The sequence below is a fragment of the Pseudomonas sp. LBUM1646 genome (genome assembly GCF_059716165.1).
Genome location: NZ_CP166810.1, coordinates 1,080,415 through 1,103,169 on the forward strand (window position 1 = coordinate 1,080,415; position 22,755 = coordinate 1,103,169).

General features: G+C 59.8%; 26 protein-coding genes. 11 read left to right on the forward strand and 15 right to left on the reverse strand.

The features are described from left to right. Window positions 1–2: 2 nt before the first annotated feature. Window positions 3–1,901, forward strand: a complete 1,899-nt coding sequence (gene cysN, locus ACA071_RS04665) for a sulfate adenylyltransferase subunit CysN (protein WP_497643332.1) — start codon at window positions 3–5, stop codon at window positions 1,899–1,901. Window positions 1,902–2,069: 168 nt separating this feature from the next. Here the strand turns inward: cysN and yihG are convergent, their stop codons facing one another. From yihG to ACA071_RS04680, 3 genes are read right to left on the reverse strand one after another with little or no spacing between them, the layout of a single operon-like run. After that, on the reverse strand, window positions 2,070–2,972 hold the full coding sequence (gene yihG, locus ACA071_RS04670; RefSeq protein WP_497643333.1) for a 1-acylglycerol-3-phosphate O-acyltransferase, YihG family: 903 nt from the start codon (window positions 2,970–2,972) through the stop codon (window positions 2,070–2,072). Further along, window positions 2,973–5,072, reverse strand: a complete 2,100-nt coding sequence (gene pta / locus ACA071_RS04675) for a phosphate acetyltransferase (RefSeq protein ID WP_497643334.1) — start codon at window positions 5,070–5,072, stop codon at window positions 2,973–2,975. Between the two features lie 60 nt (window positions 5,073–5,132). Continuing rightward, on the reverse strand, window positions 5,133–5,471 hold the full coding sequence (locus ACA071_RS04680) for a DUF3565 domain-containing protein (RefSeq protein WP_497643335.1): 339 nt from the start codon (window positions 5,469–5,471) through the stop codon (window positions 5,133–5,135). Between ACA071_RS04680 and ACA071_RS04685 the strand changes: the two genes are divergently transcribed. The 3 genes from ACA071_RS04685 to ACA071_RS04695 all read left to right on the forward strand — a co-directional run bounded on the left by ACA071_RS04685 (window position 5,440) and on the right by ACA071_RS04695 (window position 7,810). Then, entirely contained in the window at window positions 5,440–5,925 is a 486-nt protein-coding gene (locus ACA071_RS04685; RefSeq protein ID WP_008150718.1) for an FKBP-type peptidyl-prolyl cis-trans isomerase, read from the forward strand. The two genes, ACA071_RS04680 and ACA071_RS04685, sit on opposite strands and share 32 nt — an antisense overlap. Before the next feature lie 121 nt (window positions 5,926–6,046). Continuing rightward, complete coding sequence (locus ACA071_RS04690) at window positions 6,047–6,529, forward strand: glutathione peroxidase (protein ID WP_497643336.1); 483 nt, start codon at window positions 6,047–6,049, stop codon at window positions 6,527–6,529. A 177-nt stretch (window positions 6,530–6,706) separates the two neighbouring features. After that, a complete protein-coding gene (locus ACA071_RS04695; RefSeq protein ID WP_497643337.1) occupies window positions 6,707–7,810 on the forward strand; it encodes an NADH:flavin oxidoreductase in 1,104 nt (367 codons plus the stop codon). Window positions 7,811–7,901: 91 nt separating this feature from the next. On the opposite strand, the gene ACA071_RS04700 is transcribed toward ACA071_RS04695, so the two are convergent. After that, a complete protein-coding gene (locus tag ACA071_RS04700; RefSeq protein ID WP_497643338.1) occupies window positions 7,902–9,101 on the reverse strand; it encodes a glycosyltransferase family 4 protein in 1,200 nt (399 codons plus the stop codon). 29 nt (window positions 9,102–9,130) lie between these two features. Beyond that, a complete protein-coding gene (gene cysZ, locus ACA071_RS04705; protein ID WP_497643339.1) occupies window positions 9,131–9,892 on the reverse strand; it encodes a sulfate transporter CysZ in 762 nt (253 codons plus the stop codon). A 314-nt stretch (window positions 9,893–10,206) separates the two neighbouring features. Between cysZ and trxB the strand changes: the two genes are divergently transcribed. After that, window positions 10,207–11,169: a thioredoxin-disulfide reductase gene (gene trxB, locus ACA071_RS04710; protein WP_133838567.1), complete on the forward strand. Its 963-nt coding sequence runs from the start codon at window positions 10,207–10,209 to the stop codon at window positions 11,167–11,169. Window positions 11,170–11,331: 162 nt separating this feature from the next. Here trxB and ACA071_RS04715 read toward each other — a convergent pair whose 3' ends face one another. The 7 genes from ACA071_RS04715 to ACA071_RS04745 all read right to left on the reverse strand — a co-directional run bounded on the left by ACA071_RS04715 (window position 11,332) and on the right by ACA071_RS04745 (window position 15,915). Then, entirely contained in the window at window positions 11,332–12,582 is a 1,251-nt protein-coding gene (locus ACA071_RS04715) for a 2-aminoadipate transaminase (RefSeq protein WP_497643340.1), read from the reverse strand. A gap of 198 nt (window positions 12,583–12,780) precedes the next feature. Beyond that, the gene (locus ACA071_RS04720) at window positions 12,781–13,119 is read right to left on the reverse strand and encodes a HopJ type III effector protein (RefSeq protein ID WP_497643341.1); all 339 of its coding nucleotides are present in this window, start codon (window positions 13,117–13,119) and stop codon (window positions 12,781–12,783) included. After that, window positions 13,112–13,408, reverse strand: a complete 297-nt coding sequence (locus ACA071_RS04725; protein WP_095129425.1) for a DUF1244 domain-containing protein — start codon at window positions 13,406–13,408, stop codon at window positions 13,112–13,114. Before ACA071_RS04725 ends, ACA071_RS04720 begins: the two co-directional genes overlap by 8 nt. Window positions 13,409–13,505: 97 nt before the next feature. Then, a complete protein-coding gene (gene folX, locus ACA071_RS04730) occupies window positions 13,506–13,877 on the reverse strand; it encodes a dihydroneopterin triphosphate 2'-epimerase (protein WP_133838572.1) in 372 nt (123 codons plus the stop codon). A 2-nt stretch (window positions 13,878–13,879) separates the two neighbouring features. Further along, window positions 13,880–14,455, reverse strand: a complete 576-nt coding sequence (gene folE / locus ACA071_RS04735; protein WP_497643342.1) for a GTP cyclohydrolase I FolE — start codon at window positions 14,453–14,455, stop codon at window positions 13,880–13,882. Window positions 14,456–14,476: 21 nt separating this feature from the next. Beyond that, window positions 14,477–15,187: a dihydromonapterin reductase gene (gene folM / locus ACA071_RS04740; protein WP_497643343.1), complete on the reverse strand. Its 711-nt coding sequence runs from the start codon at window positions 15,185–15,187 to the stop codon at window positions 14,477–14,479. Between the two features lie 158 nt (window positions 15,188–15,345). Then, window positions 15,346–15,915 carry an antibiotic biosynthesis monooxygenase gene (locus ACA071_RS04745; protein WP_497643344.1) on the reverse strand — a complete coding sequence of 190 codons (570 nt, stop codon included), beginning with the start codon at window positions 15,913–15,915 and terminating at the stop codon, window positions 15,346–15,348. 210 nt (window positions 15,916–16,125) lie between these two features. Between ACA071_RS04745 and ACA071_RS04750 the strand changes: the two genes are divergently transcribed. Then, window positions 16,126–17,085 carry a MerR family transcriptional regulator gene (locus ACA071_RS04750; protein WP_497643345.1) on the forward strand — a complete coding sequence of 320 codons (960 nt, stop codon included), beginning with the start codon at window positions 16,126–16,128 and terminating at the stop codon, window positions 17,083–17,085. A gap of 3 nt (window positions 17,086–17,088) precedes the next feature. Here the strand turns inward: ACA071_RS04750 and ACA071_RS04755 are convergent, their stop codons facing one another. Both ACA071_RS04755 and ACA071_RS04760 read right to left on the reverse strand, forming a co-directional pair. Beyond that, entirely contained in the window at window positions 17,089–17,694 is a 606-nt protein-coding gene (locus tag ACA071_RS04755) for a hypothetical protein (RefSeq protein ID WP_497643346.1), read from the reverse strand. Between the two features lie 54 nt (window positions 17,695–17,748). Continuing rightward, a complete protein-coding gene (locus ACA071_RS04760; protein ID WP_497643347.1) occupies window positions 17,749–18,225 on the reverse strand; it encodes a PAS domain-containing protein in 477 nt (158 codons plus the stop codon). 151 nt (window positions 18,226–18,376) lie between these two features. Between ACA071_RS04760 and ACA071_RS04765 the strand changes: the two genes are divergently transcribed. Further along, window positions 18,377–18,832, forward strand: a complete 456-nt coding sequence (locus ACA071_RS04765; RefSeq protein WP_497643348.1) for a flavodoxin — start codon at window positions 18,377–18,379, stop codon at window positions 18,830–18,832. Here the strand turns inward: ACA071_RS04765 and ACA071_RS04770 are convergent. After that, the gene (locus tag ACA071_RS04770) at window positions 18,813–19,709 is read right to left on the reverse strand and encodes a LysR family transcriptional regulator (RefSeq protein WP_497643349.1); all 897 of its coding nucleotides are present in this window, start codon (window positions 19,707–19,709) and stop codon (window positions 18,813–18,815) included. The genes ACA071_RS04765 and ACA071_RS04770 overlap by 20 nt on opposite strands. A 96-nt stretch (window positions 19,710–19,805) precedes the next feature. Between ACA071_RS04770 and ACA071_RS04775 the strand changes: the two genes are divergently transcribed. From ACA071_RS04775 to ACA071_RS04790, 4 genes are all read left to right on the forward strand, one after another. Then, window positions 19,806–20,207 (forward strand): CidA/LrgA family protein, encoded by a 402-nt coding sequence (locus ACA071_RS04775; RefSeq protein WP_497643350.1) that lies wholly within the window; start codon window positions 19,806–19,808, stop codon window positions 20,205–20,207. Continuing rightward, window positions 20,197–20,883, forward strand: a complete 687-nt coding sequence (locus tag ACA071_RS04780; protein WP_497643351.1) for an LrgB family protein — start codon at window positions 20,197–20,199, stop codon at window positions 20,881–20,883. Before ACA071_RS04775 ends, ACA071_RS04780 begins: the two co-directional genes overlap by 11 nt. Before the next feature lie 132 nt (window positions 20,884–21,015). Then, complete coding sequence (locus tag ACA071_RS04785) at window positions 21,016–21,798, forward strand: class II aldolase/adducin family protein (RefSeq protein ID WP_497643352.1); 783 nt, start codon at window positions 21,016–21,018, stop codon at window positions 21,796–21,798. Further along, complete coding sequence (locus tag ACA071_RS04790) at window positions 21,798–22,700, forward strand: alpha/beta fold hydrolase (protein WP_497643353.1); 903 nt, start codon at window positions 21,798–21,800, stop codon at window positions 22,698–22,700. The genes ACA071_RS04785 and ACA071_RS04790 overlap by 1 nt, the downstream gene beginning before the upstream one ends. Window positions 22,701–22,755: the final 55 nt, after the last annotated feature.

Genomic DNA, 22,755 nt, shown 5'->3' on the forward strand with positions numbered 1-22,755 from the left:
TCATGTCGCACGTATCTGATTTGATCAGCGAGGACATCCTCGCCTACCTGGGCCAGCACGAACGCAAGGAAATGCTGCGCTTCCTGACCTGTGGCAACGTCGACGACGGCAAGAGCACCCTGATCGGGCGCCTGCTGCACGACTCCAAAATGATCTACGAAGATCACCTGGAAGCCATTACCCGCGACTCGAAAAAAGTCGGCACCACCGGCGAAGACATCGACCTGGCCTTGCTGGTCGACGGCTTGCAGGCCGAGCGCGAGCAGGGCATCACCATCGATGTCGCTTACCGCTATTTCTCTACCGCCAAGCGCAAATTCATCATCGCCGACACCCCTGGCCATGAGCAGTACACCCGCAACATGGCCACCGGTGCTTCCACCTGTGACCTGGCGATTATCCTGGTCGACGCCCGTTACGGCGTGCAGACCCAGACCCGTCGCCACAGCTTTATCGCCTCGTTGCTCGGCATCAAACACATCGTGGTCGCCATCAACAAGATGGACCTCAACGGTTTCGACGAAACTGTGTTCGAGTCGATCAAGGCCGACTACCTGAAGTTCGCTGAAGGTATCGCGTTCAAGCCGACCACCATGGCTTTCGTGCCAATGTCGGCGTTGAAAGGCGACAACGTGGTGAACAAGTCCGAGGGCTCGCCGTGGTACACCGGCCAGTCGCTGATGGAAATCCTTGAAACCGTCGAGATCGCCAACGACCGTAACTACACCGACCTGCGTTTCCCGGTGCAGTACGTCAACCGTCCGAACCTGAACTTCCGTGGTTTCGCCGGCACCCTGGCCAGCGGCATCGTGCACAAGGGCGACGAAGTCGTTGTGCTGCCGTCGGGCAAAAGCAGCCGCGTGAAATCCATCGTCACCTTCGAAGGTGAGCTGGAGCACGCAGGTCCTGGCCAAGCGGTAACGCTGACCATGGAAGACGAGATCGACATCTCCCGCGGCGACTTGCTGGTGCACGCCGACAACCTGCCGCAAGTGACTGACGCCTTCGACGCCATGCTGGTGTGGATGGCCGAAGAACCAATGCTGCCGGGCAAGAAATACGACATCAAGCGCGCCACCAGTTATGTGCCGGGTTCGATCACCAGCATCGTCAACCGCGTTGATGTGAACACCCTGGAAGAAGGTCCGGCCAGTTCGCTGAACCTGAACGAGATCGGTCGGGTCAAGGTCAGCCTCGACGCCGCCATCGCCCTCGACGGTTACGCCAGCAACCGCACCACCGGTTCGTTCATCGTCATCGATCGGTTGACTAACGGCACCGTTGCCGCCGGCATGATCATCGCCCAGCCGTTGAGCCACGGTGGCAGCACGCACCACGGCAAACTGGCGCACGTTGCGACTGAAGAACGCGCTCAACGCTTCGGCCAGCAACCGGCTACGGTGTTGTTCAGCGGCTTGTCTGGCGCGGGTAAAAGCACGTTGGCTTATGCGGTTGAACGCAAGCTGTTCGACCTGGGTCGTGCGGTGTTCGTACTCGATGGCCAGAACCTGCGTCATGACCTGAACAAAGGTCTGCCGCAGGATCGTTCCGGGCGTACCGAGAACTGGCGTCGTGCCGCGCATGTGGCGCGTCAGTTCAACGAAGCGGGTCTGCTGACTCTGGCGGCATTCGTTGCGCCAAGTGCCGAAGGTCGCGAGCAGGCCAAGGACCTGATCGGCAAGGAACGTTTGCTGACCGTTTACGTGCAGGCGTCGCCGACAGTGTGTGCCGAGCGTGATCCGCAAGGCTTGTACGCGGCAGCCGGGGACAACATCCCGGGCGATTCCTTCCCGTACGACGTGCCGCTGGACGCCGACCTGGTGGTCGACACCCAGTCGCTGTCGCTGGAAGAAAGCGTCAAGCAAGTGCTGGATCTGTTGCGTAGCCGCGGCGCGATCTAAGCGTTAGCCGTTAATAAAAAACCCGCCGATGAGTGATCATCGGCGGGTTTTTTTGTGATCGTTCCCACGCTCTGCGTGGGAATGCCGCCCGGGACGCTCCGCGTCCCTTCGCAGGCGTGACGCAGAGCGTCACAGGATGCATTCCCACGCGGAGCGTGGGAACGATCATTACTGGGTGGGATATTCGCGATGCATCTGCGTCAGCAACGCATCCTTGTCTTCCCAAAGCTGATTGATCCAGCCTTGAAACTGCAAGCGATACTCGCCGTCCTGATCGTAATTCTTGCCGATGAACTGCGGCGGAATCTTCAGTTCCTGAAAATGCACCACCACATCCTTCACGTTCCCACACAGCAGATCCCAATAACCAGGACGCCCAGCCGGGTAGTGAATGGTCACGTTAACGATGGACTCAAGCTGCTCACCCATCGCATCCAGCACAAACGCAATGCCGCCCGCCTTGGGCTTGAGCAGATAACGAAACGGTGACTTCTGCTGCGCATGCTTACCCTCGGTAAAGCGCGTGCCTTCGACGAAGTTGAAAATCCCCACCGGGTTATTGCGGAACTTGTCGCAGGTCTTGCGGGTGGTTTCCAGGTCTTTGCCTTTCTTCTCCGGGTGCTTTTCCAGGTAGGCCTTGGAGTAACGCTTCATGAACGGAAACCCCAGCGCCCACCACGCCAGGCCAATCACCGGGACCCAGATCAGCTCCTGCTTGAGAAAGAACTTCAGCGGTTGGATGCGCCGGTTGAGCACGTATTGCAGCACCATGATGTCGACCCAGCTCTGGTGGTTGCTGGTGATCAGGTACGAGTGCTGATAGTCCAGCCCTTCGAGGCCGCTGAGGTGCCAGCGGGTGCGGCAGACCAGGTTCATCCAGGCCTTGTTGTTGCTGATCCAGGCTTCGTGGGTGTGGCTCATCAGCCAACGGGTGAAGCGCTGGGCGAGGGCGAAGGGCAGCACTTTGAACAGCGCCACGATGAATAGAAACGAGCACAGCAAAATGGTGTTCAGGGCCAACAGCAGCGAGGCGATGACGCCGCGCGCGGGTGCAGGGAGGAAAGCCAGCATTTAAAGATCCATAGGTCGGTTGGCAGCTTGAATCGCGGTCAACGCGATGGTGTAAACGATGTCATCGACTTGCGCGCCGCGCGGCAGGTCGTTCACCGGCTTGCGCAGGCCTTGCAGCATCGGGCCGAGGCTGACGCAATCGGCGCTGCGCTGCACGGCTTTGTGGGTGGTGTTGCCGGTGTTCAGGTCGGGGAACACGAACACCGTGGCGCGACCGGCCACCTGACTATTCGGTGCCAGTTGCCGGGCCACGGTTTCGTTGGCGGCGGCGTCGTATTGCAACGGGCCGTCGATCAGCAGCGAGTTCTGTTGTTCGTGGGCGAGCAACGTCGCTTCGCGGACCTTCTCGACTTCTTCGCCGCTGGCGGATTCACCGCTGGAGTAACTGATCATCGCCACCCGTGGGGTGATGCCAAACGCGGCGGCCGAGTCGGCGCTTTGCAGAGCGATCTCCGCCAGTTCGCTGGCGCTCGGGTGCGGGTTCATCACGCAGTCGCCGTAGACCAGCACCTCTTCCGGGAACAGCATGAAGAACACTGACGACACCAACGTGCAGCCCGGTGCGGTCTTGATCAGTTGCAGGGCCGGGCGGATGGTGTTGGCGGTGGAGTGAATGACCCCGGAGACGAGGCCGTCGACTTCATCCAGCGCCAGCATCATGGTGCCGATCACCACGGTGTCTTCCAGTTGCTGCTCGGCCATCGGCGCGTTGAGGCTTTTGCTCTTGCGCAGGGCAACCATCGGTTCGATGTAATTGCCGCGAATCAGGTCCGGGTCGAGAATCTCCAGCCCCGGCGGTAACTCGATGCCTTGGGCGCGCGCAACCGCTTCGACGTCGGCCGGTTTGGCCAGCAACACGCAACGGGCGATGCCGCGGGCCTGGCAGATCGCGGCGGCTTGCACGGTCAGCGGTTCGCTGCCTTCGGGCAACACGATGCGCTTGTTGGCAGCCTGGGCGCGCTGGATCAGTTGATAGCGGAAGACGGCAGGCGACAGGCGCATTTCCCGCGGCGTACCGCAGCGTTGATGCAGCCACTTGGCGTCGAGGTGGCTGGCGACGAAATCAGTGATGATCTCCGCTCGCTCGCGGTCGTCAATCGGGATTTCCTTGTTCAGGCCGTTCAACAGGTTGGCGGTTTCGTAGGAACCAGTGCTCACCGACAACACCGGCAGACCAGCCTGCAAGGCGCCGCGACAGAGGTCCATGATCCGAGGGTCGGGCAGGGTGTCGCTGGTCAGCAACAGGCCGGCCAGGGGCACGCCGTTCATGGCGGCGAGGCTGACGGCGAGGATGATGTCGTCGCGATCACCGGGGGTCACCACCAGCACGCCGGGCTTGAGCAACTCCACAGTGTTGCGCATGGTGCGCGCGCAAATGATGATTTTGGTCATGCGCCGGGTTTCGTAGTCACCGGCATTGAGAATCTGCGCGCCCATCAGGTCGGCGACGTCGCGGGTGCGCGGGGCGTTCAGTTCCGGTTGGAACGGGATGCAGCCGAGCAGTCGGAAATCACCAGTACGCAGCAACGGCGAATGTTCTTTCAGGCGCGAGGCGAAGGTCTCCATGCTCTCATCGGTCTTGACCTTGTTGAGGATCACGCCGAGGACTTTCGGGTCTTTCGGCCCGCCGAACAATTGCGCCTGCAATTCCACCCGGCCGGAGAGTTCAGTCAGGGCTTCGCTTTCCGGTGCCGAGACCAGGATCACGTCGGCATCCAGGCTCTTGGCCAAGTGCAGATTGACCCGCGCGGCGTAGCTGGCGCTGCGGGTCGGGACCATGCCTTCGACCACCAGCACATCCTTGCCGACGGCTGCCTGCTGATACAGGGTGATGATTTCTTCCAGCAATTCGTCCAGCTGACCGTCACCGAGCATGCGCTCCACGTGGGCCAGGCCGAGCGGTTGCGGTGGCTTGAGGCCGTGGGTGCGCGCCACCAATTCAGTGGAACGCTCAGGGCCGGTGTCGCCTGGATGCGGTTGGGCAATCGGTTTGAAAAAGCCGACTTTCAGCCCGGCTCGCTCAAGCGTGCGCACCAGCCCGAGGCTGATGGAGGTCAGACCCACACCAAAATCGGTGGGCGCGATAAAAAAAGTTTGCATGCGGATTCTCTGGAGGTGCATGGCAATGGTGACAACCTATGACTGGTTATCTACCGAAATTCAGTCGCCAAGGTTATCGCTAACCGAGCCTTGTGCGCACCAACCGCAATCAAAGGGCAGGCCTATTTTTTCAATACGTTGCACAGGGTCCAGGACCCAGGCCCTGGATTGCCATGGCGGCTGGTGGCGCAGGTGTTGGGTGTGACCGCATGAAAGCTCGGCCACCCAATGGCCGTCCTCGTCTTGATGAAAGCCTGTGACCGTCGAGGGTTTCATCGCAATCCGTCCGTCCGGGTTGTGTTCGCTTTCGGGCGATTGCTTCGCTAAACTGGGTCTTTCTATATTCTTCTGCAAAAGGTCTCGCCCCATGCTGATCGCCGCCAATAAGGCTGTCTCCATCGACTATACCCTGACCAACGACGCTGGTGAGGTCATCGACAGCTCCGCCGGCGGCGCGCCGCTGGTTTACCTGCAAGGCGCAGGTAACATCATCCCGGGCCTGGAAAAAGCCCTGGAAGGCAAAACCGTCGGTGACGAACTGACCGTTGCCGTTGAACCCGAAGATGCCTACGGCGAATACGCTGCCGAACTGGTCAGCACCCTGAGCCGCAGCATGTTCGAAGGCGTCGACGAACTGGAAGTGGGCATGCAGTTCCACGCTTCCGCGCCGGACGGCCAGATGCAAATTGTCACCATCCGTGATCTGGACGGCGACGATGTCACCGTCGACGGCAACCACCCGTTGGCTGGTCAGCGCCTGAATTTCCAGGTCAAGATCATCGACATCCGTGACGCCAGCCAGGAAGAAATCGCTCATGGTCACGTCCATGGCGAAGGTGGCCATCACCACTGATTTCTGCGCTAAGCTCAGAGAACTGGAGAGGCGCCCGAGGGCGCCTTTTTAGTCCGCGGCTGTCCCTGGAGGCGCCGCCAAGTGGCTGTTTCGAGAAGAACACGGGAATTTGGAGTTCGTCATGAGTGCTTTCCACGACCTTAAATTGACAGCCCTGGATGGTCAGGAGCTACCTCTGGCGCCCTTCAAGGGGAACGTCGTGCTGGTGGTCAACGTTGCCTCCAAATGTGGTTTGACCCCACAGTACGCGGCGCTGGAAAACCTCTACCAGCAATACAAAGAAAAAGGCTTCAGCGTGCTGGGCTTGCCGTGCAACCAGTTCGCCGGGCAGGAACCGGGCACCGAGCAAGAGATCCAGGAATTCTGCAGCCTCAACTATGGCGTGACTTTTCCGTTGTCCAGCAAGCTGGAAGTCAACGGTCATGATCGTCATCAGCTGTACCGTTTGCTGGCGGGCGAGGGCGCGGAGTTTCCGGGTGATATCACCTGGAACTTCGAGAAATTCCTGCTGGGTAAAGACGGGCGTGTATTGGCGCGGTTCTCGCCGCGGACGGCTCCGGATGATCCGACGATTGTTCATGCGATTGAAAAAGCGCTGAGCTGATTCCGTAAAATCAAAAGCAAGATCAAAAGATCGCAGCCTTCGGCAGCTCCTACGCGCCTATGGGTGCTGCGATCTTTTCGTTTCTAATCCTTAATCACTTAAATCAATAGTGCTATTCAAGCCTTGCGACTCTCCATATTATCGCCGTCATAAAGTCATTTCCCCGTGGAGCGTCCCATGCCCGTCAAAGCCCTGTTCAAACCGTTCCACCTCGGCACTCTCGAACTGCCGACCCGCGTCGTCATGGCGCCGATGACCCGCTCCTTCTCCCCGGGCGGCGTACCCAATTCCAAAGTGATCGAGTACTACCGCCGTCGCGCGGCTGCCGGCGTAGGCTTGATCATCACCGAAGGCACCACCGTCGGCCACAAGGCCTCCAACGGCTACCCGAACGTGCCGCACTTCTACGGTGAAGCCGCGCTGGCTGGCTGGAAGAAAGTCGTCGACGCGGTGCACGCCGAAGGCGGCAAGATCGTTCCGCAACTGTGGCACGTGGGCAGCGTGCGTCGCATCGGCACCGAGCCGGACGCCAGCGTTCCGGGTTACGGCCCGTCGGAAAAACTGAAGGACGGCCAGGTCGTAGTTCACGGCATGACCCAACAGGATATCCAGGACGTGATCGCTGCTTTTGCGCAGTCTGCCAAAGACGCGCAAAGCATCGGCATGGACGGCGTGGAAATCCACGGCGCCCATGGCTATCTGGTGGACCAGTTCTTCTGGGAAGGCACCAACCAGCGTACCGACGAATACGGCGGCAGCCTGGCCAACCGTTCGCGTTTCGCCATCGAATTGATCCAGGCCGTGCGTGCGGCAGTGGGCGAAGGCTTCCCGATCATCTTCCGTTTCTCCCAGTGGAAGCAGCAGGATTACACCGCGCGCCTGGTGCAAACCCCAGAGGCCCTGGGCGAATTCCTCAAGCCGCTGTCCGACGCCGGCGTGGACATTTTCCACTGCTCGACGCGACGTTTCTGGGAGCCGGAGTTCGACGGTTCCGAACTGAACCTGGCTGGCTGGACCCGCAAGCTCACCGGCAAGCCGACCATCACTGTGGGCAGCGTGGGCCTGGATGGCGAGTTCCTGCAGTTCATGGTCAACACCGACAAGATTGCCCAACCGGCCAGCCTGGAAAAACTGCTGGAGCGTTTGAATAACGATGAGTTCGATCTGGTAGCGGTAGGGCGTGCGCTGCTGGTGGATCCGGACTGGGCGCAGAAGGTGCGTGACGGTCGGGAGGAAGACATCCTGCCGTTCAGCCGTGAGGCGTTGATGACGCTGGTTTAAGCGCTGCCAAGAAGGGCCTCTTCGCGGGCAAGCCTCGCTCCTACAAGGGAATCACCGCCCCCTGTAGGAGCGAGGCTTGCCTGCGAAGCTTTTAAGGCAACAACGCTGCATCAGCCAGGGCTTGCTCCTGTGAACAAACCCCGCGCAACTGCCCCTCAAACTGCTCGATAATCGCCGCCCAACCCTGGCGACTCGCATGCTGCCGTGCATTCAGCCGCACGCAACGCAAGGTTTCCCGTTCTTCCAGCAACCAGCGCGCCGCTTCGCAGAACGCCTCCTCATCTCCCGGCATCGCCAATACGCCGTTGTAGCCGTGGCGAATGTGCTGACCCGCTGCCGCCATATCGTAGGCCACCACGCCCAGCCCCGAGGCTAGCGCCTCAAGCACTACATTGCCGAAGGTTTCGGTCAGGCTCGGAAACAAAAACACATCTCCTGACGCATAGTGACTGGCCAGCGCTTCGCCGCGCTGTGAGCCGCAGAAAATCGCCTCGGGCAATTCCTTCTCCAGAGCCACCCGTAGTGGACCGTCGCCGACCACGATCAGCTTCATGTTTCGCTGTGGATAAGTATTTTTCAGCGCCTCGAAGCTGCGCTTGAGTAAGCCCAGGTTCTTCTCCGGGGCCAGGCGTCCGACGTGGATGACGGCAATGTCATCGTCAGCCAGGCCCCATTGCTCACGCAGCGCGTCAAGACGTTTGGCCGGGTGAAACAGTTGGCTGTCGACACCGCGGGACAACAGCGCCAGGCGTTCGAACTGCCGGCGTTCCAACTCCAGCCGCTGACTGATGCTGGGCACCAGGGTCAAGCTCGAGCGGTTGTGAAACCAGCGCAGGTAGTGGGTCAACAGGCGCGTCAGCAAGCCGAGTCCGTATTGGCTCGAGTACTGCTGGAAGTTGGTGTGAAAACCACTGACCACCGAAATCCCCAGGCGCCGCGCGGCACGCAACGCCGACAAACCCAGTGGACCTTCGGTGGCGATGTACAGCACGTCGGGGCGATGGCGTTTCCAGCGCCGCAGCAACTTGTGCATCGACGACTGACCCCACTGCAAGCCCGGATAACCCGGCAGTGGCCAACCGCGACACAGCAGCAATGCGTCGTCGCTGCCCAGTTGCCGATCACAGCCTTGACGCGGTCGAACCAGCTCGACTTGATGACCGCGCGCGCGCAAACCGTCGCACAAGCGGCCTAGGGTATGGGCTACGCCGTTGATTTCCGGAGGGAAGGTTTCGGTGATCAGGGTGATATGCAGAGCTGTCGTCATGACCTCAGTGTCGGCTGAGGCCATGTCGTCATTGTGTCGGTGCGATGATGGATTTATGACATCGAGCGCTGGGGTACCAGATTTTCCGCGCCACGCTCACGGACCCAGAACAAGGTCGCGCCCGCGACTGCGGCGGGCATCATCAGAATGTTGACCACCGGAATCAGCAGCGCCAGGTAAACGATCCCGCCAAAACTCATGCTCTGCCAGCGTTTCTGGCGCAGCCAGGCGAGCATTTCGTTCCAGCCGAGTTTGTGGTTATCCGCCGGGTAGTCAATGTACTGGATCGCCATCATCCATACGCCGAACAGCAGCCACAACGGCGCGGCGATGATGTTGACCACCGGGATGAACGAGAGAATGAACAGGCCAAGCGCCCGCGGCAGGAAGTAGCCGAGTTTGCGCATTTCCCGAGCCAGAGTGCGGGGGATCATTTCGATCAGCTCGCCCCAACTGAAGGCCGGGAAGTCGTCGGTGCCACGCACCACCACTTCGACCTTTTCCGCGAGGAAGCCGTTGAACGGTGCGGCGATGACGTTGGCGAGCATGGTGAAGGTGAAAAACACCATAAACGCCACCAGCACGACGAAAATCGGCCAGAGGATGTAACTGAGGAAACTGAGCCAGTCGGGCAGGGACGGCATCAGCGTATCGACCCACATACTGAATTGATGGCCGGCCAGGAAGATCAATCCGACGAACAGCACCAGGTTGATAGCCAGCGGCAACAAGACGAACAAACGCAGGCCCGGGCTGAGGACCAGCTTGAGGCCTTCGCGCAGGTATTGCGGGCCGGACAGAACAGGGGCGGGCATAGCGTGCTCCGAGCAAGGGTTAAACGGGCCGACCTTACCGGCTTTGCCTCACAGGCGAAAGCGCGGCAGCAGCATCGACATTCACTGTAACAAAGGCGTCTATAAAATCGCTGCTTCGGGATAGAGACCGCCTATGAGCTGGATTGTTAAACCGTATTTCCTTAATCTTCGCCCCCTCGATACGCTGCACCCATTCTTTTACAGGACTGTCGAGCTCAAGCCTTCCCCAAGTGCTTTCAACAGTCCTTTTTTATTCCCGCCGGCAAACCGGCGTTCCGCGCCAGGTTTTTCGGGCCGGTTAACAGGAGCAGGTCATGTCTGAAGTCCGTCATTCGCGAGTGATTATTCTCGGTTCCGGCCCTGCCGGTTACAGCGCCGCGGTCTATGCCGCCCGTGCCAACCTCAAGCCACTGCTGATCACTGGCATGCAGGCCGGCGGTCAGCTGACCACCACCACCGAAGTCGACAACTGGCCGGGCGACGTCCACGGCCTGACCGGCCCGGCGCTGATGGAGCGGATGAAAGAGCACGCCGAACGCTTTGAGACCGAGATCGTCTTCGATCACATCAATGCCGTGGACTTCGCTGCCAAGCCGTACACCCTGACTGGCGACAGCGCGACTTACACCTGCGACGCCCTGATCATCGCCACCGGCGCCAGCGCTCGTTACCTGGGCCTGCCATCGGAAGAAGCGTTCATGGGCAAAGGCGTTTCGGCCTGCGCGACCTGCGACGGTTTCTTCTATCGCAACAAACCAGTGGCTGTGGTCGGTGGCGGTAATACCGCTGTTGAAGAAGCGCTGTACTTGGCCAACATCGCCAGCACCGTGACCCTGATCCATCGTCGCGAAACCTTCCGCGCCGAGAAAATCCTGATCGACAAGCTGAATGCCCGGGTTGCCGAAGGCAAGATCATCCTCAAGTTGAACTCGAACCTGGACGAAGTCCTGGGCGACAACATGGGTGTCACCGGTGCTCGCCTGAAGAACAACGACGGCAGCTTCGACGAGCTGACAGTCGACGGCGTGTTCATCGCCATCGGCCATACCCCGAACACTTCGCTGTTCGAAGGCCAACTGACGTTGAAAGATGGCTACCTGGTCGTGCACGGCGGCCGTGAAGGCAACGCCACTGCGACCAACCTGGAAGGCATCTTCGCCGCCGGTGACGTGGCTGACCACGTTTACCGTCAAGCGATCACTTCGGCCGGCGCCGGCTGCATGGCAGCCCTGGACGCCGAGCGTTACCTCGACGACCTGCAGAACGCCAAGTTCTGAGAACGTTGAAATGAAAAAACCGGCTTCGGCCGGTTTTTTTGTGCCTGAGACAAATACGTTGAACCTGTAGGAGACGCCGCAGGCTGCGATTTTTTGACTTTGCTCTAAAAGGTCAAGGTCAAAAAATCGCAGCCTGCGGCAGCTCCTACAGGGACTTTATGCTCAGGTCAGTTTTGCCAGGCACGCCTCAAGGAGGTCCAGGCCTTCCTCGAGCACACTGGCCTCGGTGGTCAACGGTGCCAGCAGTCGAATGATGTTTCGAGACTTGCCGCTGGGCATCAGCAGCAAACCTGCGTCGCGGGCCAGGGCCAGCAACTGGGTCAACTGCGCAGAGGCCGGTGTGCCGTCGGCATGGGCCAACTCGATACCGCGCATCGCCCCGACGCCGGTCAGGCGCCCCAGAAACGGTGAAAGCTTGTTGGTGCGCCAAGACTCGTATCGGCTGACAATCGCTTCTTCCTGTTGCGAGCCCCAGGTGTGCAGATTCGCGTCGGTCATTTCGTCCAGCGTTGCCAATGCTGCGGCGCAGGCAATTGGATTGCCCGAATAGGTGCCGCCCAGTCCACCCTTGGGCAAGGTGTCGAGCAGCGACGTGCGCCCGACCACCGCGCCCAATGGCACACCGCCGGCGATGCTTTTAGCGAGCAGGATCAGGTCGGGTTCAATGCCCAGTCGCGAGAAGGCAAAACGCTCACCGGTGCGGCCGAAACCGGACTGGATTTCATCAGCAATCAGCAGGATGTTTTTCTCGTTACAGAAGCGCCGCAACGCTTGGGCGAATTCCACGTCCATCGCCAGGAAACCCGCTTCGCCCTGCACGGGTTCGACGATAAAACAGGCGATGTCCTCGACGTCGATTTCGACGCTGAACAGCCGATCCATCGCCTTCAACGCCTCGGCGCAGGTCACACCGTTGTCTTTGCTGGGGAAGGGCAGGTGATACACCGGCCCTGGCAGCACGCCGACTTTCTGTTTGTAGGGCGCGACTTTGCCATTGAGGTTGAGAGTCGCGAGGGTGCGGCCGTGGAAGGCGCCATCAAAGGCAATCACTGCGGTGCGGCCGGTGGCGCCACGGACGATTTTCAGGGCGTTTTCCGCCGCTTCCGCGCCGCTGTTGGTCAGCATGCCGCTGACCGGGTAGTCCACTGGGATAAACGCCGTCAGACGCTCCATCAGTTCGATGTAGGGCACATGCGGGGCGGCGTTGAATGCGTAGTGGGTCAGCCGGGTGGCCTGTTCGCGAATGGCCTCGACGATGCGCGGATGGCAATGGCCTAGGTTCAGCACGCCGATGCCACCGACGAAATCGATGTAGCGTTTGCCCTCGGTGTCCCAGACCTCGGCGTTTTTGCCGTGGCTGAGCGTGACGGGATGAACGATGTTGATCGACTTGCTGATGGTTTCGCTGCTCATGGATACCTGACTCAGAAGAAGGGATGCTTCTTTTTATCTAAGCCGTGAGCAGGCGTGCCGGGCAAACGAAATAAAGTCGCCGGGTCAATCTTAAAAGTCGGGATGTGCTGTAGAAGCGAAAAGATCGCAGCCTTCGGCAGCGCCCACAGGCGCGGAGCTGCCGAAGGCTGCGATCTTTTGATCTTGATCTTTCGTGAATCAGCGGCGGTTCAGCGGTTGCTGAACGAACTTCACGCCAGCCAGACCATGAGCCATCAACGCGCGGATATTGCCATGGTCGCTGCCCTCAGGCGTCGCCACCACCGAGCGGTAATGCTCGCCAAACGCCAGCAGCGCTTCTTCATCGCTCAGACCTTCCAGTAACGCCAGACCGAGGGTCTTGCACGAACCTTCGTTCTGCCCGGCGGCGTTTTCCACGCCTCCGTTGTTGAAGGCCTGCGGCTGGTAATCGTAACCGGCGGCAATGAACGCCAGGGTGTCAGCAAAAACGTGTTCGCCGTTCTTGAGGCTGGCGCGCAGGGTGTTCAAATCACTCATTGGGTTTTCCTTTGGCGAACGCCGCTTGTTGTTCGGCGTTGGCTTCTTGCTGGTATTGGGCTTTCCACTCGGCGTACGGCATGCCGTAAACCACTTCGCGGGCGTCGTCGAGGCTGACCTCGATCTGGCGTTCGTCGGCCGCGGCCTTGTACCACTTGGACAGGCAGTTGCGGCAGAAACCCGAGAGGTTCATCAGGTCGATGTTCTGCACGTCCTTGCGGCTGTCCAGGTGCGCGACCAGCCGGCGGAAGGCGGCGGCTTCAAGTTCCAGGCGTTGTTGATCGTTCATGGTTGTCTCTGCGAGACAGCTTTGAGCGGCAAGCTTCAAGCTGCAAGTTGGGTTGCGGTGGCCGTTAGCTTACCGCTTGAAGCTTGAAGCTTGAAGCTTAGCGGCTCGCCGCTAGCGTAATCGACACCGACTCGGCAAAACGCAGGGCGTGGGGTTTGTCGACTTCGACTTCGGCGTACAGCACCGACTCGTTGACCATGACCAGATCGAGGATTTCCTGGGTCAGGCGTTCGAGCAGGGCAAAGCGATTGCCCTCCACGTGGGCGATGATTGCCTTGGTGATGGTGCGGTAGTTCAGCGCGTGATCGATGTCGTTGTCGCGCACCGCGTCTTGCGCCGCGTACAGGATGGTCAGGTTGATCAACACATCCTGCTTGTTGAGGATTTCGTCTTCGTTGATGCCGATGAAGGTGCGCAGGCACAGGTCCTTGACCCGGATGCGCGCCATTCCTGGTTGAAGTTGTGGCATTGCTACTTGCTCCGTCCAATCAATTGCAGGAACTCCTGACGGGTGTTGCTCGACTCGCGAAAGGCGCCGAGCATCACCGAGGTGTTCATGGTCGAATTCTGTTTTTCGACGCCACGCATCATCATGCACATGTGCCTGGCCTCGATCACCACGGCGACACCGGCGGCGTCCGTCACGTGTTGCACGGCGTCGGCGATCTGCCGGGTGAGGTTTTCCTGAATTTGCAGGCGCCGGGCGAACATGTCCACCAGCCGTGCAATCTTCGACAGGCCCAGCACCTTGCCGGTCGGAATATAAGCCACATGCGCCTTGCCGATGAAGGGCAGCATGTGGTGCTCGCAGAGCGAATAGAGCTCGATGTCGGCGACGATGATCATCTCGTCGGTGTCTGACGAAAACAGCGCGCCGTTGACGATTTCCTCGACACTCTGCTCGTAGCCATGACACAGGTACTGCATGGCCTTGGCCGCGCGTACCGGGGTGTCTTGCAGACCTTCGCGGTCGGGATTTTCACCGAGGCCGATGAGGATCTCGCGATAGCTCTGGGACAGGGAGTTCTGGGGCAGGGATAACGTCATGGAACATCCTCGCGGGGCGGCTTATTTGACGTGCCGTCCGCCGTTGACGGTCAGGGTCGTGCCGGTGACATAAGGGTTGTCGAGCAGATAGCGCAGACTCTGGTAGATCACTTCGCTGCCTGGCTCGAAGCCCAGCGCGGACTTGGCCAGGGCCTTGGCGCGGTACGCCGCGTCGTCGTCGGGGTTGAACAATAGCAGGGCTGGCGCGATGCCGTTGACCTTGATCGTTGGCGCATATTTCGCGGCGAAGGACAGGGTCAGGCTGTCGAGCCCGGCTTTGCTGGCGCAGTAGCCGATATGTTGGCTGCTGCCCTTGCGGGTCACGTCGTCGCTGATGTGCACGATGTCGGCCGGGTTCGAGCGTTCGAGCAACTCGGCGCAGTGCAGGTTGATCAGGTAGGGCGCGAGCATGTGCACACTGAACATTCGGGTAAATGCCTGGGCATCGGTGTCCGGGGTTTCGGCCAGCCATTCGGACGCGTTATGCACGATCGCCCGCAGGCTGTCGGTGTGGGTCTTGAGTTCGCTGATAAACGCGAGGATGCCGGCTTCGCTGGAGAAGTCCGCGAACACCGCTGTCGCGCCGAGATCGCGCAACGTCTGCACGCCGGGGCGTTCGCTGCGATAGCTGAAAATCACGCGGTGACCGTCTTCGAGCAAACGCTGCGCACAATGCAGGCCGACTCGCTGGCCGGCACCGGTGATGAGGATTGGGGCTGCGGAAGAGGTCATGAACGGCTCGCGTCGCGGTTAGAGCAAAACTATACCAGCGACGGCAAGCGTTCACCTACGTCCTGTAGGCGTGAGGCTTGCCCGCGAATGAGGCGACTCGGTCTTTTCTGTCAGACCGCGTCATCGTTCATTGCGGGCAAGCCTCGCTCCTACAGGGATCAGCGGTTTTGGGTGGTGGGCGCGGCGGGCAATGGGCGCGCCGGGGTGCTGTGCAGCCAGTTGGCCAGCAAACGGGTCGACAGCGGAATAAAGAAATAGACCATCAGTGGCGTCAGGCACAGGGTGCTGACGAGCACTCGAGGCAACAGGCTCATTTCGCCGAGCAACGGCCCCAGGACAAAGTTGAACAGCAGGGAAACCGGGAAGAACGCCAGCCAGATCGCCACAGCCTGTTTCCAGCGCGGCGGGCGATTACCGGCAGCGCCGAACCAGCCTTCGATGCCGCTGACCCGATGTTCGGTCGGATGGGCGAACAAGTCGCTGCCGCGCGCCAGCCAGGCGGTGCGTGAGGCGGAATGCTCCCAGGCGTGCAGGGTGTGTTCGTCGGCGAAGCGGAAGATAATCTGGAATTCGTCATCATCGGGCGGCGGAGCAAGCACGCCAGAGCCGAGATAACCAGGGAAGTCGGTGGCCAGTTGTTCGCCTTCACGCAACCAGGCGATCAGGTCCTGATAACGCCCATCGGCAACGCGGCGCGCCACCATCAGCGTGACGGGTGAGGTAGACATTTTGTATCTCCATATGACAAGCGCGTCGCTCCGGGTAGGAGTTTCGCCAGACGCAGCGCCGGGGTGATGGCCTGCGACTTGGGACAAGCAAGGATTATTCCTGATTATAAAAATTACGCCAGAGACATTCGTCATCCATCAACAACTTGAATGATTGCTGGGGATAGGCGTTAAATGGGATCCAATTTTCTAATGAACGATCTCCGCCCAATGCCTGTCCTGACTGACCTTGTCCCTGCGTTGTTGCCAGCTGCTTCCCTGGAACGGGAAGAGCTTTTCCCGATTCGAGAGGTGGCACGTCTGACCGGTATCAACCCGGTCACGCTGCGGGCATGGGAACGTCGTTACGGTCTGATTCAGCCCACGCGCACCGAAAGCGGGCACCGGCTGTACTCAATGGCCGATATCGAGACAGTTCGCAGCATCCTGGGCTGGATCGACCGCGGTGTTGCTGTGAGCAAGGTCGGCAAGATCCTGGCAAAGACCGAACCGCTCAAAGCGCTCTCGCACATTATCCCCAATGAACTTGTATTGGCCGATTACGGCCAATGGCGGCAGCAGGTCCAGGCCGCTGTCAGTGCGTTTGACGACATTCAACTGGAGCGGGTCTACGGGCAGATTTTCTCCAGTTACACACTGCCCGTGGTGTTCCAGGACATTCTCATGCCGCTCTGGAAGCTACTGTTGAAGCGTCAGGAGGCATTCGGCCAGACCAGCGAATGGTTGTTCCTCGATGCTTTTCTGCGATCGCGTGTGGCGCAGCGCCTGCTGCTGATACGTGATACCTCACCGCGCCGGATCGTTGTCAGCGCACTGGCCGGTCAATGCCATGAACTCGAACTGCTCGTCGCCGCGTTGTTTTTGAGCGGGATGGATTCGGGAGTGCGTGTGCTCACGATCGGCCAGCCGTTCGATGAGTTGACCCTGGTCTGCGAAAGAATCAAACCCCTGGCGCTGGTGTTGTTTTCCAATCACGTGCCGGCCGCCGAGCTGCCACGACGCTTGAATCGCCTGGCCTTGAGCCTGGATTGCCAGTTGATGCTCGCCGGTGATGCGTCCGATCTGGCGCAGGAAAGCCTGGCCGGATCGTCGATTGGTTGTCTGGGTAACGAAGGCTTGCTGATGCGACAGCGCCTGAAGCAGTTCCTGGCGGGTAACCTGGATACTTGAGGCTTAGACGTGGAGGGCGGGATGGGTCAGGCGATGTTGCTGAAGGATGAACTGACGAAGACGTTCGGTTTCGTCCTTGTCGCTTTGGCTCAACTGATAAGCGAAGAAGCCTTGCTCGGTTTCCCGTTCGAACGTGCCGCGCAATGCGATCCGCTCATAGCCTGACGGGCTGAACCACAAGGCGAAATGCTTTGGCGGTTTGGTCTTGTTGCGAACTTCCAGCAATACCCCTTTGAACGACACTTCGTGGACCCACATCGTGCCGGGCTGACCCTTGGCATTCTCCAGCGCGACCGGCTCCTCAAGCGTCAGGCGCCATGGCCGGACCTGCGGTCCGTCTTCAAAAATGCTCGGCACGCCCAGGCGCAAATGCAGCGCGTGAAACTCGTCCTCCACCAGGTGCAGCGGGAAGGTCATTTGCTGATTTTCGAAGTTGGCCTGGATGGTGACCTGCTCATGGGCCGCGAGGCGCGTAAGCAGGTCCCGGATCTGCGATCCACCGTTGACGAGCAGGCTCGACGTTGCATCCCGCACATTGAGCTGCGGGTTGTGCTGCATGGTCTGGATAAAATCCAGCTCATCCTGGGTTAGGAGTGCGTCGCGTTGCATGGCTTGCTCGTAAATAAAAGTTACAAAGTCATCGGTGATTGTAGTTAATGACAATTAATTCGCAGTTTTGTTTTCGCCGTTCGTCGCTTTGAGCGCAGCCAACTCGGCCTGCAATTCAGCCACTTGCGCTTCCAGTTGCGCCACCCGCTGTTGTGCCTTGATCTGGACGGTCACGTCTTTTTGTACACCGACAAAATAGGTTTGTCCGTCACTTTCGTTTTTAACTGTCGAAAGGGACAGTTCGTTCCAGAACGGTGTGCCGTCCTTGCGGTAGTTGCGCAGCACTTCCCGACACGAACCGCTGTTGTCCAGTGCCTCGCGAATCAGCGGCAGTGCCTCTTGGTCCCGATCGCCTGACTGCAGGAAGCGGCAGTCCTGGTAGAGGATTTCTTCGCTGGTGTAACCGGTCAGGCGTTCGAATGCCGGGTTGACGTAAATCAGGATGTTGTCTTGCTCGCCTTCCTTTTCGGCAATCACGATGCCGTCATTGGAAGCGTTGATCACCATTTGCAGCAGTTGAGCGTTGATCATCAGAGAATCCTTTCCAAGTTGATTGAGTGCTGCATTCTAGAAGAACAAAATGAGCTGTCTACTGGCCACTAACGCTAATTGAGAGGCAATCGCAGGTTTTTCCCCGGTGCTGTTAATATCGCCCGTCTTTTACAGCTTCAGGAACAGATTGATGAAAGTCGCCATCCTTTCCGGCTCGGTGTACGGCACGGCTGAAGAAGTCGCCCGGCACGCTGCGAATATTTTGAAAGAAGCCGGTTTCGAGACCTGGCACAACCCTCGCGCCAGCCTGGCTGACGTCCAGGCGTTCGGCCCCGAAGCCTTCCTGGCCGTGACCTCGACCACCGGCATGGGCGAATTGCCGGACAACCTGCAACCGTTGTACTCGATGATTCGTGACCAGTTGCCCGCCGCCTGGCGTGGGTTGCCTGGCGCGGTGATCGGCCTGGGCGATGCGAGCTATGGCGACACCTTCTGCGGCGGCGGTGAGCAGATGCGTGAATTGTTCGGCGAGCTGGGCCTGCGCGAGGTGCTGCCAATGCTGCGCCTCGATGCCAGCGAAAGCGTGACGCCGGAAACCGATGCCGAGCCTTGGCTGGCGGAGCTGGTCAGCGCTCTGCGGGGCTGACCGGACGCTCGCGCAGCAGTGCGAGCCAGGCCTGGGCGGCTTTGGACAGGTAAGCACCCTGGCGCCAGATAAAGGCAATGTCCCAGCGCAGATAAGCCGGCGCGTTCAAGGTCAGGCGCACCACGCCTGGTCGCACCAGCCCCCGCGCCACAACGCTGGGCAACAGCACTACGCCTTGCCCGGCGGCCACCAGCGCCGCCAGAAAATCTGCCTGGCCGCTGCGACCCCCTTCCTTGGGCGTGAACCCCATTTGTTGGCAGGCTTGCAGCAAGCGGTCATTGAGCACAAAGCTGCGCTGATACAGCAGGAACGGCGTGTCAGCCAATTCCTCCAGACCAATTACGGTTTTCGCCGCCAGCGGATGTTCGGCCGGCAGGAGGGCGTCCAGCGGTTCGTCGCAGAACGGCTGAAACGCGAATTGCGGATCCTTCGTCGGCAGGCTGCCACCCAATTCCAGCTCCCCGCTCAATACCGCCTGCTCGATGTTCAGGCTGCCACCTTCGAGCAATTGAATGCTGATGTTCGGGTAGCGTCGCCGGTATTCGGCGAACAGTCCAGCAAACAACGCGTCACTGCCCAGTAGTGGTAATCCCAGACGCAACTCCCCACGGGCCAGTTGGCTCAAGTCATCCAGTTCACTGAGCAACTCATTGCGCAGGCGCAGCATGCCTTCGGCGCGTTGCAGCACGACGCTGCCGGCGGCGGTCAGGCGCAGTTGCGAGCCCAAGCGTTCCAGTAGCGGGGTGCCCAGACTTTGCTCAAGCTGCGCGACTTGCTTGCTAACGGCCGATTGGCTGATGTGCAAGGTCTTGGCCGCCTGGGTGAAACCACCCTGGTGCATCACTTCGATGAAGCTGCGTAGCTGTTTGAATTCCATGGGCTGAATTCCATTTTGGAATGGCTTTTAGTCTAACAATTCGCTTCGGGGATAGCAGCCCGCTCCGTAAAATGAGCACCTGTGAGGACCGAAACCATGAACGCATCAACCTTCAACTCTCCAACGCTGAGAAAGCTTTCCCGACTCATCGCTGAATTGGCCGTGCTGCTGGCGATCTACCTGCTCGGCTGCCAATTGGCCGCCTGGTTTTCCTGGCCGATTCCTGGAGGCGTGATTGGCATGGCGTTGCTGCTGCTGGCGTTCGCCCTTGGTTGGGTGAAACCCGCAGCATTGCAGATGGGCGCCGGGTTATTGATGGCCGAGATGCTGTTGTTCTTTATTCCTGCGTTGATGAGCCTGCTTGATTACGGCGGCCTGCTGCGCGACGACGGCTGGCGGATTTTGCTGGTGATCGGCGTCAGCACGTTGATGGTGATGTTGGTGACGGCATTTACCGTGGAGCTGGTCGTCCGTTTGAGGAGGCCCCATGAAGCTTGAGCTGATGCCGATGTTCTGGCTGGCGTTCACGCTGCTGGCTTATCTGTTCAGCCGCTGGATCTACCGGCGTACGGGGCGTTACGTGCTGTCGCCGCTGATTTTGGTCCCGGCTCTGTTGCTGGCGCTTGCGGTGCCGCTGCATACGGCTTATGCGGAATATTCGAGCAACACCCATTGGCTGATGCTGGTATTGGGCCCGGTCACTGTGGCCTTCGCGGTGCCGATCTGGCAACAGCGACAGATGCTGGTGCGGCACTGGTCGGCGTTGCTGCTCGGAATGCTGGCGGGCAGCGCGGCGTCCATCGGCAGTTCGTTCGGACTGGCCAAGGCGCTGGCGCTGGACAGTTCGGTGACGATGTCGCTGGTGCCCCGTTCGATTACCACACCCTTTGCCATGCCGCTGGCCCACGACCTCGGTGGCGTACCGGAATTGACGGCGGTGTTTGTGATGTTCACCGGGGTGTTCGGGGCAATGCTTGGCGGCATCCTGCTCAAGTGGTTGCCATTGCGCAGTGCCCTCGCGCGAGGCGCATTGTTTGGTGTGGGTGCTCACGGTGCCGGGGTCAGTCGAGCCCATGAAGTGGGCGGGGAAGAAGGTTCGGTCGCGGGGTTGGTCATGGTTCTGACGGGGTTGCTCAATCTGTTCGCGGCACCCTTGTTGGCGTCGGTGCTTTGACATGGATCCAAGGTCATGGCGTCACTGACTCGCTCGGCCATCAAGCTGGCTGCGAATGCAACTACACGAACTCCGAGGGCTGACTAGACTGCTGACACGTGAGTAAAACAATAAAAAAGCGAGGTCCTTGCCGTGAGTGTCACCCCCGTCCAATCGCCCCACAGTGTCAAAGACCAGGTCAGTGCCGCCGAGTGGCAGACCCGCGTCGATCTCGCCGCCTGTTATCGTTTGGTCGCTTTGCATGGCTGGGATGATCTGATTTTTACCCACATCTCGGCCAAGGTGCCGGGCACCGAAGATTTCCTGATCAACCCGTTCGGGCTGATGTTTCACGAGATCACCGCGTCGAGCCTGGTCAAGGTCGATCAGGCCGGCAACAAGCTGATGGACAGCCCCTACGAGATCAATCCGGCGGGCTACACCATCCACAGCGCCGTGCATGAAGTGCGTCATGACGTGGTCTGCGTGCTGCACACGCACACCGCTGCCGGTGTTGCGGTGTCGGCGCAAAAACAGGGCATTTTACCGATCAGCCAGCAGTCGTTGTTCGTGCTGTCCAGCCTGGCTTATCACGCCTACGAAGGTGTCGCGCTGAACCACGAGGAGAAGGCGCGGCTGCAAGCCGACCTCGGTGAAAACAATTTCCTGATGTTGCACAACCACGGTCTGCTGACCTGTGGCGGCACCATCGCCGACACTTTTTTGATGATGTTCACCTTCCAGCGCGCCTGCGATATTCAGGTGCTCGCACAAAACGGTGGCGCCGAGCTGATCGCCATCGAACCGCAGATTCTGGCAGGCGCCAAGGCGATGATCGCCGGCGTCACCAAAAGTGCACAAGGGATGGGCGGCGCGCTGGCCTGGCCGGCGTTGCTGCGCAAACTCGATAAACAAGACCCGGGTTATAAACTCTAATGCCTCTCGCCGAGATCCCGCTGTGTGTCTGGCGCAAACGCGGCCAGACGTTCGTATTCCGTGGCCAGGTCATCCGCTACTGGATGGCCGGGCAGGGTGAGCCGCTATTGCTTATCCACGGTTTTCCAACCGCCAGTTGGGACTGGCATTACCTCTGGCAGCCGCTCGCCCAGCGCTATCGAGTGATCGCCTGCGACATGCTCGGCTTCGGCGATTCGGCCAAACCGGTGAACCACGAATACAGCCTGCTGGAGCAAGCCGATTTGCAGCAGGCCTTGCTGGCGCATCTGAACATCGAGCAGCCGGTACACCTGTTGGCCCATGATTACGGCGACAGCGTGGCCCAGGAACTGCTGGCCCGGCATTATGAGGCGCGAATTGATATCGCCAGTTGCGTGTTCCTCAACGGCGGTCTGTTTCCCGAAACCCATCGCCCGTTGCTGGCGCAAAAACTCTTGCTCAGCCCATTGGGCTGGATGATCGGCCGCGCCTTTACCCGTGACGCGCTGGTGAAAAGTTTCCGGCAGATCTTCGGACCCCAAACCCGGCCGACCGAAAGCGAGATGGATGATTTCTGGAGCTTGATCGACAGTAATCGCGGGCCACGGATCATGCATAAACTGATCGGCTACATTCCGCAGCGGCGAGTCCAGCGCGAGCGCTGGGTCGGCGCCATGCAGCGCAATGAAGTGCCGTTGCGGGTGATCGATGGCGAGGTCGATCCGATTTCCGGCGCGCATATGGTCGAGCGTTATCGGGAACTGATCCCCAACCCCGATACGGTGCTGTTGCCGGGCATTGGTCACTACCCCCAGACCGAAGCGCCGGGGCAGGTGCTCAAACACTATCTGGAGTTTCGTGATCGGCAGGTTTCAGCACCGCTCAAGAGGGCGTGTTCCTAAAGAGATCGCAGCCTTCGGCAGCGCCCACAGGCACGTAGGAGCTGCCGAAGGCTGC